This window comes from Candidatus Marinimicrobia bacterium CG08_land_8_20_14_0_20_45_22 (assembly GCA_002774355.1).
Taxonomy (GTDB): domain Bacteria; phylum Fidelibacterota; class UBA2242; order UBA2242; family UBA2242; genus 0-14-0-20-45-22.
The window spans coordinates 1-8310 of sequence record PEYN01000180.1; the positions used below are offsets into that span (position 1 = coordinate 1).

General features: G+C 47.2%; 9 protein-coding genes. 6 read left to right on the forward strand and 3 right to left on the reverse strand.

Going from position 1 to position 8310, the window contains the following annotated elements; genetic code table 11:
• From COT43_10310 to COT43_10335, 6 genes are all read left to right on the forward strand, one after another.
• The coding region (locus COT43_10310; GenBank protein PIS27472.1) for a hypothetical protein at window positions 1-380 on the forward strand (380 nt) is incomplete at its 5' end.
• 9 nt (window positions 381-389) lie between these two features.
• Complete coding sequence (locus tag COT43_10315; GenBank protein ID PIS27473.1) at window positions 390-1037, forward strand: peptidylprolyl isomerase; 648 nt, start codon at window positions 390-392, stop codon at window positions 1035-1037.
• Window positions 1034-1942 (forward strand): hypothetical protein, encoded by a 909-nt coding sequence (locus COT43_10320; GenBank protein ID PIS27474.1) that lies wholly within the window; start codon window positions 1034-1036, stop codon window positions 1940-1942. The genes COT43_10315 and COT43_10320 overlap by 4 nt, the downstream gene beginning before the upstream one ends.
• Before the next feature lie 10 nt (window positions 1943-1952).
• Window positions 1953-3734 (forward strand): thiol:disulfide interchange protein, encoded by a 1782-nt coding sequence (locus tag COT43_10325; protein PIS27475.1) that lies wholly within the window; start codon window positions 1953-1955, stop codon window positions 3732-3734.
• Between the two features lie 48 nt (window positions 3735-3782).
• A complete protein-coding gene (locus tag COT43_10330; GenBank protein ID PIS27476.1) occupies window positions 3783-4772 on the forward strand; it encodes an AAA family ATPase in 990 nt (329 codons plus the stop codon).
• Window positions 4760-5662, forward strand: coding sequence for a DUF58 domain-containing protein (locus tag COT43_10335; GenBank protein PIS27477.1), 903 nt, complete (start codon window positions 4760-4762; stop codon window positions 5660-5662). The genes COT43_10330 and COT43_10335 overlap by 13 nt, the downstream gene beginning before the upstream one ends.
• An 81-nt stretch (window positions 5663-5743) precedes the next feature.
• On the opposite strand, the gene COT43_10340 is transcribed toward COT43_10335, so the two are convergent.
• From COT43_10340 to COT43_10350, 3 genes are all read right to left on the reverse strand, one after another.
• The gene (locus COT43_10340) at window positions 5744-6814 is read right to left on the reverse strand and encodes a hypothetical protein (GenBank protein ID PIS27478.1); all 1071 of its coding nucleotides are present in this window, start codon (window positions 6812-6814) and stop codon (window positions 5744-5746) included.
• Between the two features lie 676 nt (window positions 6815-7490).
• Window positions 7491-7973: a hypothetical protein gene (locus tag COT43_10345; GenBank protein PIS27479.1), complete on the reverse strand. Its 483-nt coding sequence runs from the start codon at window positions 7971-7973 to the stop codon at window positions 7491-7493.
• Window positions 7974-8064: 91 nt separating this feature from the next.
• The coding region (locus COT43_10350; protein ID PIS27480.1) for a hypothetical protein at window positions 8065-8310 on the reverse strand (246 nt) is incomplete at its 5' end.

Here is an 8310-nt window from a genome sequence, read left to right on the forward strand (position 1 = left end):
TTCGGATCGCGATTCTGACGGATTTAGGAACCGTTAATCAGTCGGTGCTCCACCATCTATCCGATCTCGATCTGCTTTTTCTTGAATCCAATCATGATATTGGAATGCTCATGGATGGACCTTATCCGCTTTACCTCAAACACCGGATCAAAAGCCGCGACGGCCATTTATCCAACGAACAGTCGCTCGAACTGTTCAACCGGATCAAAATGAACGGTCGATTCCGGCATCTGATACTCGGACATTTGAGTGAGATCAACAACGATCCGGCGAAAGTGCTGGAACTCTTTGAGAACGAAATCGTCCCGAAGCTTCGGGACAGAAATTTTTTAATTGAAATAGCGAATCAACATCAACCAGGAAACGTTCATATTTTATAGGAGAAAGACATGAAAATTATCGCCATTCTTGCGCTGTTATCGCTGGGTGTCAGCGGATTTTCGCAGACGCTCACAAATAAAGACATCTCGGAACTTCAGATTAAACTGAAGACCATACCCAATGAACCAGTCGGAAAAGACGAGGTTGCCGTGATCGAAACGGATTTCGGCAAGATCGTCATTGAACTTTACGCTAAAGAGACGCCCGGTCATGCCGGCAATTTTAAAAAACTGGTGAATGCCGGATATTACACAGGCACGACATTTCACCGAGTCATTCCGGGATTCGTCGTTCAGGGCGGCGATCTCTACAGTAAGGACGCAAATCCGAATAATGATGGAACCGGCGGTCCCGGTTACGATCAGAAAGCAGAACTCGGTCAGAAACATCTGCGCGGATGCGTCGCGGCGGCGAGACTGTCCGATCAAGCCAATCCTGAGAAACGCAGTAGCGGCAGTCAGTTCTATTTTTGTCTGGTCGATTTGCCGTTTCTTGATGAAGGCGGATACACGGTTTTTGGAAAAGTCATCAGAGGCATGGACGTCGTCGATAAAATTGCCGCCGTCGAACGCGATAAACGTGATCGCCCGACGAAAGACGTCGTGATGAAAAAAGTTTATATGACGACAAAAGCGGAACTGAAAAAGGCGGAATGAAGCCGAAAGTCGGTTTGGCTTTGGGCGGTGGCGGTGCGCGCGGACTTGCTCATCTTGGCGTCCTGAGAGTGCTGGAAGAGGAAGGAATTCCAATCCATCTTATCGCGGGTTCTTCGATGGGCGCCATAATCGGCGCGATGTACGCCCAGAATCCAAAAGCGCTGGAAGTGACGCGTCGGCTTGAAAATTATCTAAAAGGAAACGATTATGAATCGCTCGGGCTTAAATATATCGTTCCTCAGAACGGAAATTCGCCCTCGGTACTGACGCAGTTTATGAAGACGATTACCAAACGGATTGTCATCAATTACACCGCCTCGCGAGCCGGTTTGGTCAAAAGCGAACGACTTTCGGCTGCCATCGGAGTTCTCATTGATGAAATGGATATTCGAAATACAAAAATCCCATTCGTCAGCGTTGCAACCGATCTGAATTCGGGAGAGACGATCTCATTTCAAGAAGGTAGTCTGCGGAACGCCGTCAGGATGAGTTCATTAATTCCGGGATACATTTCTCCGGAAGAGATGGAAGGCAAGTTAATCACTGACGGCGGCGTCAGCGCGCTGGTTCCGGTCGAAATTGCCCGCGAACTTGGCGCGGATATCGTGATTGGCGTTTCGGCAAGTGTTAAAAATATTCAGGCTTTAAACGATCCGCATATCCTCGAAATCGTCAGCCGGGCGGATGTTATTCGCGGAATATATCTTTCACGTCTGCAATTATCGTTAGCGGATGTCGGTTTACATCCCGATGTGAAAGACGCGCACTGGAGTGAATTTCTCCGATTTGACGATTTTATCACAGCCGGAGTCGAAGAAGCGCGCAGTAAATTGCCGGAAATTCGTCGCGCACTTAAAATGAAAAAGAGTTTTTTAGGTCGAATGTTTTCTATCATTAATTCTTAGCGGAGAACTCATGAAGCGAGTATATCTTCTCATCTTTATTATAATTAGCTGGCTGGTAACGCTGACAAACGCGCAGTCGTCCAAACAGATTTTATCCACAGAACCCATGCTTTCCACCAATGGCGTTCACGCGGGTGAAAAATTCACGGTTGCGGTCAAAGTTATTTTAGTCGATCCATGGCATATCAATTCATCGACGCCAACCGATCCGTATGTGATTCCGACGAAACTGACGGTTCGTCCATCGAAAGGATATTCCATTGAATCGGTGGAATTTCCGCCGCATCAGTTGAAGAAGTTTGCCTTTTCCGATGAGCCTTTAGCCGTTTATGAAAAACAATTCGTCGTGATGATTCAGGGCAAAGTTCCCAAGTCTGCCGTAAAATCCGTGGCATTGACCGGGAGTTTGTATTATCAGGGCTGTAGCGACGAAATGTGCCTCGCGCCCGATTCATCGGTTTTTTCATTGAACATTCCGATTCTGGCTGACACCGAAATTGTCGGTTTGACGATGTCTGAATCTGATACGAAACAGGATGGAGAGGCCGAAACAGACGATTCGAGAGTATTTGACGTCGGCGAATCGTTCGCAAAAAAAGGAATTGCACTGACATTTCTTCTCATTTTTCTCGGTGGATTGGCACTGAATCTGACGCCTTGCGTTTATCCGCTGATTCCGATTACGATGAGTTATTTCGGCGGACAAAAGAGTGATAAGAAGGGTAAACGGTTCCTGATGGCGCTTTTTTATGTTGTGGGAATAGCGATTGTCAATTCGATTCTTGGAACGCTGGCGGCGCTTTCGGGAAACTTGCTCGGTTCATTGATGACAAACCCGATCGTTTTGATCATCATTGCGCTGATCTTGATCGTGCTGGCGCTCAGCATGTTTGGGGTCTATGAGTTTGGATTGCCGGGCTTTTTGATGAATCTTGGCGGACCCGCAAAAACCGGTTATCTCGGATCGCTCATCATGGGTTTAACGATGGGAATCGTCGCCGCACCCTGCATCGGTCCATTCGTCATCGGTCTGTTGACGTATGTCGCGACGACGGGAAATCCGGCTCTTGGCTTTGCGATGTTCTTCACACTGTCGATCGGACTCGGATTGCCGTTTCTGTTTTTGGCGTTCTTTTCGAGCCAGATCGGGAAATTGCCGCGCTCAGGCGAATGGATGGTCGGCGTTCGGATCATTTTCGGACTGATTCTCGTTGGAATGGCTTTCTATTTTGTCCGGCCGATCATACCGGAAGTGATTCGTCAATTCGTTCTGACGGGCTACCTGATTTGCGCGGGAATTTATCTGGCGGTTTTCGATCACGCCGGTGAGAATGCGCGGGGATTTGTCTCATTCAAGAGATTGTTCGCCATCGCCGCGATCATTCTCGGAACATGGCTGATTAAGCCGGACGCATCGACGCCCGAGAAGATGAAGTGGCAACCGTATAACGAAAATGCATTCAAGACTGCGGTTAATTCCGGTAAACTTGTTTTGATCGATTTTTCCGCCGATTGGTGTATTCCTTGCAAAGAGATGGATCAATATACGTTTAGCGACGCGAAAGTCGCTCGACTTGGCGACGAATTTGCGTTATTCAAAGTCGATTTGACGTCGGAAGTTTCCGCTGAAGTCGCGCAGTTGAAAGCGAAATATGAAATCCGGGGCGTTCCGACGTTTCTTTTCGTGATGCCAGACGGAAATGAGATTCGCGAATTGCGGGTCGTCGGTTTTGAGAAACCGGAACCATTTTTGGAAAAGATGAAAAAAGCGCTTTCCAAAACGAAGCAGTAATGTTATTATCAAACTTTATCAGAAATCAATAACAATGGATTTGAAAAAATGGAAAAACAGGATGATATAAAACTGGTTCAGTCACTTTACGCCGCGCGCCAGCGGATTTTTTCCGAAATGGGTAATGTCATCATCGGTCAACGCGAGATCATCGATCAGTTACTGGTGACGCTTCTTTGTCGTGGACATTGTTTGCTGATCGGCGTGCCCGGATTGGCTAAAACCCTGATGATCAAAACGCTTGCTGACGTGATGGATTTGAACTTCAAACGGATTCAATTTACGCCGGATTTGATGCCGTCCGACATCACCGGAACCGAATTGATACAGGAAGATAAAACGACCGGCAAACGCGACTTTCAGTTTTTCTGCGGTCCGATTTTCGGCAATATCATTCTCGCCGACGAGATCAACCGCACGCCGCCAAAAACCCAATCCGCTTTGCTCGAAGCCATGCAGGAACACCGCGTGACCACCGCCGGAAAAACCTATGTACTGGATGAACCGTTTTTCGTATTAGCGACGCAAAATCCGATCGAGCAGGAAGGAACGTATCCTCTGCCCGAGGCGCAATTGGACAGATTCATGTTCAGTCTGCGTATCAAATATCCGTCGTTCGCGGAAGAAATCGAGATCGTTAAATCGACGACCTCGGACATCGAACCGAAATTGTCGAAGATCATCAACAAGGAAGAAATCCTTACTTTCCAGAAATTAATCAAGCGTGTGCCGGTCGCCGACAACATCATGGAATTTGCCGTCAAACTCGTGACTTCGACGCGTCCAAACGAAGAAAAAAGCCCCGATTTCGTCAAGAAGTGGGTGGAATGGGGCGCCGGTCCGCGCGCGTCGCAATACTTGATTCTTGCGGCGAAAGCCTACGCGGTTCTGAACGGAAAACCGACGCCGAACAAAGACGACATCATTCGCGCCGCAGAGCCGGTTCTTCGACATCGTATCATACCGAATTTTAACGCCGAGTCGGAAGGTATCGACACCGACACGATCACCGGAAAAATTCTCCAATGGCTGAACTAATCGGAAAACGCCAATTTCTCGATCCTAAAACTATCTCGCGGTTAGATAATATGAGCCTCCGCGCCCGATTGGTCGTCGAAGGTTTTATCATTGGACTGCATAAAAGTCCGTATCACGGTTTTTCGGTGGAATTCGCCGAACATCGTCCATACATGCCCGGCGATGAGATCAAGCGCATCGACTGGAAACTCTACGGCAAAACCGACCGGTACTACATCAAGCAATATGAAGAGGAAACCAATCTCAAATCGTACATTCTGCTCGATAAAAGCGGGTCGATGGGCTACCGTTCAGGCGAGATTTCCAAGTTGACATTCGGCAGTTATCTGGCCGCGGCGCTGGCGTACCTCATGCTCAAACAACAGGACGCCGTGAGCCTGACGCTTTTCGATTCTGTCGTTCGGAATTATTTACCGCCGCTGGCGAAGAAAAGCCACCTGAACTTAGTACTCGGTGCGTTGGAAGACACCACGCCGGGTGATGAAACCGCCATAGCGCCACTACTTCACGAATTAGCGGAAAAGATCAGGAAACGCGGTTTGATCATTTTAATTTCAGACTTAATGGACGACCCGGAGGCGGTCATTCATGCGTTGAAACATTTCCGGCACAAACGGCATGAGGTTATACTATTTCATATTCTCGATCCGCAGGAGATTGCATTCGATTTTAAGCGGCAATCCCGGTTCGTCGATCTGGAAACGAACGAATTTCTCGTCACAGAACCGTGGCATATCCGGCGCGCCTATCAGCAGAGCATTGGCAAATTCGTCGAGCAGTATAAAATCCGCTGTCGCGAGAATAACATCGACTACGTGCTGATGACAACGGAGAAACCGCTCGATCTGGCGCTGACCGAATACCTGAACAAGCGCACGCGAATCGGCTGACCTAAACCAACCGCATGACTCACTAAAAAATAAAAAGCCGGTCGAAATTCAACCGGCTTTTTAATGACTTTATTCGAAAGACTATTGTTGCTGGAGTTCCTTCGAAATCGCACGATACTTTTCGGCTTCTTCCAAATTTCCCTGATTGTAAAGCGACTTCCAGAGAATCTCATATCCGAGGATGGATTTGGGATCGAGGGCGATCAGTCTACGGGCATAGTCTTCGGCGTTGACCCAATCACTATTTTTAAAATTTGCCTCGGCGATGCGGATCAGCGCTTCTGTGTCGTCAGGATTGGCGGCGAGAACTTTCTGATATTCGAGGTTTGCTTCTTCGAATTGACCCGTTTTAGCCAGAATTTGTGCTAAAATGAAGCGGTAATCCACATTGTTCGGATCGCTGGCAATCAGCTGTCTGGCAATAGACAACGTTTCTTCAAGGCGCTGAATTTCGGTCAAATATTGAATCCGTAGAATTTGGAGGTCGGTCGCTTCCGGATGAGCCATCGTCGCCTGAGCGAGTTCGGAGAGAACCGATTCCCGCTGATCCGGCGTCCATCTGACCTGATAATAGTAAAAATTAATATCTTTATCGAAGATACCTGCTTCACTCGCCAGCAGGGAGTATTTGATGACGTTTGCGGAGTCTTTCAGTAGGAAGTAGCATTTGACGATGCCGTTGTAGGTCGGATCCTGATCGGTGCGAATCTCAAGCGCTTCTTGAAATTTTGCCGCGGCGAGTTTCAGCAATGAATCTTTTTCCATCTGAAAAAGCGCGCGAAGGGCGTCATTGAAAAAGTTGGCGCCCTGCGAGTGGACTTCGCTCCAGATTCTCTTGAGCATATCGTCGGCGGTAAGTCCGGTGACAGGTTCCCTGTAAGTGGAACTGATTTTTTTGGAAAGCTGCAACATCTGTTTCGATTTCGCCCAGTCTTTTCTCGGAGCGTAAACACCGGTAGCGAGCAGGAAGGAAACCTCGGGATTGGTGGGTTCCTTGTCCAAAGCGCTGAGTAACTGTTGCTCGGCCGCATCAACATTATTTTGTTGAAAATAGACCTTTGCGGAAGTCACTTCCGGACTCTGACATGCGGACATCATCAGAGCAAATAGCACGGTAATCAATATGGCAAACGAGACTTGAATCGTCTTCATGATATCTCCTTATTCGATGGTTCAAATAAACGCGCTGAATTTATGACAGAAAAAATTTGATTACAAGAGCGAACAATGGGGTAATTGGGTTGGATTCTGTTGATTGGGTTAATTAGGTAGATTAGGTTGAATTCGGTAGAGTAGGTCGATTAGGTTGGATTAGGTTTGATTTGGTTGATTAGGTTTGATTCGGTTTTTTGGGCTGGTTCGCTTTCCCCTGTTGTGTCAGACTCTCAAATCTAACGTAGCGAAAAGAACGAAACCAGTTTTCGCTATGCCAAACTGGTTTCTGATTTATAGACTACGAATCAATACTAAATCCCGGCACAGCATCCATCATAACACCGTCAGTTCGCCTTTGGCGAATATGGATTTCACAGATTCCCTTTCACAATTTCAATATCAATAATCAGGGAAATCAGCGTAATCTGGTTAATCAGCGATTCAGACATTTTTCCCGCTGTGTCAGATTCTGACACAGAGCGCCGCCTACCACGGTACACTATGAATTTTATCTAAACTGGACACCGTAGAACTTCCAAGTATCTCCGTTGAACTTCCGGATGTCTCGCGACATGTTTCAGATATCTCCGTTGATGTTTTAGATATATCGGGAGATATATGAAGTATCTCCCGACATATTCCGAAGACCAAATGAGATCGGTAAAATATCAATTCAGACTGCCGGAGTCTCGGGCGTCTTTTCTTTCGATTTCTCGAATCTCTGTTTAAGGTCGGCGAAGATGATTTCCGCGCCTTCGATCCCGCTTTTTGCGGCTTGCTGAACTGCCTTGTAGATGTTTAATGCGGTTTGAAAAGCCTCGCTACCGGAAAGCAGGATTGTGTCGTCCAGCATATCGGTAATTTTTTCAGCGCTCCGATACAGATCGGTAAGGGTTTTGACCGCATCCAGATCGGTTTTCATTTCGGCGACATTGACGTAATTTGGCAGGAGGTTTCCATTTGTCAGGGCATACTCCAATGCCTTTTCGACAAATGGAAGCGATTTGTCGCCCATTTTCAGCAAGGCTCGGCGCTCGGTTTTGTTCAGATCGATCAGTTTGGGTACAAGTTTTTCATCCAGCACCGTAAACGCGCCCTTGATGGCTTCAAGGTCTGCCGCCTGAAATTGCACAGATACGAGATTGTCTTTTGCCATTTTTTACTCCTTTTGTTAACGTTTTTTACTATTAACTATCTTCACCATCCGGCAGGTATGGTTTAACCTGCCGGATGGATAGACTATTCGATCATTTGATCAACAAGCATTTTTTCGTTTTGGTGTAAGTTCCCGCCTGTATTTTGTACAGATAGACGCCGGAAGGATATTTCGAAGCGTCCCAGGTTACCTGATAATTACCGGGCTCTTTGACTTGATTCACGATCGTTTCCATCAAGCGACCTCTCAGATCGTAAACATCGATCCGTACCTGAGATTTCGTCGGAATTGCGTATCCGAATTGCGTTACGGGATTGAACGGATTGGGATATGCTTG